A 531-nucleotide genomic window follows, 5' to 3' on the forward strand; every position below is an offset into this window, starting at 1 on the left:
CTTTGCATTGTGTAAAACAATGCCTTAACAAAGTTCAAGTCACCCCCACACTTCACCTCACACTGACTGACCTAGAACTCAAGAAAGTAAAGCATCAAAACTTCTCAAAGCAAGAATTTGAACACGCTTACACTTATGTTTCGAAAAAGCTTTCGTCGATCCAAAGTAAGCCTCAGACGCACTTTTAGTCTTATCGTATTAAGCCTCACACATTCCGCTTGGCTCTGATACACTAGCTCTTTCAGCCCCTAGCAGCTTCTGCAACAATAAGTACTTGACGCGAAATGACTAACTCCGCCAATTTCAGGCACAAGCGCCCTCTCCTTCTTCGCCCAACTAGCTTGAAGATACTAAGTGTTTTGGCCTTACTGCTCTTTGCCTGGTGCATATATCTCGATGCTCAGGTCAGATATAAGTTTGAAGGCAAGCGGTGGGCGCTTCCAGCTCAAGTATTTGCCCGCACCCTCGAAATTTATAACGATAAGGCGCTAAACGCCAACAATCTGCTTGATGAACTCAATATGCTAGGTT

At 44.3% G+C, this 531-nt stretch carries 1 protein-coding gene; it reads left to right on the top strand.

Annotation, left to right across the window (positions count from 1 at the left end):
• Window positions 1-188, top strand: a 188-nt coding sequence (locus A3735_RS24805) for a putative zinc-binding protein (protein ID WP_197486029.1), incomplete at its 5' end; no start/stop codon positions are given.
• Between the last annotated feature and the right edge of the window lie 343 nt (window positions 189-531).

The sequence above is a fragment of the Oleiphilus sp. HI0061 genome (genome assembly GCF_001635675.1).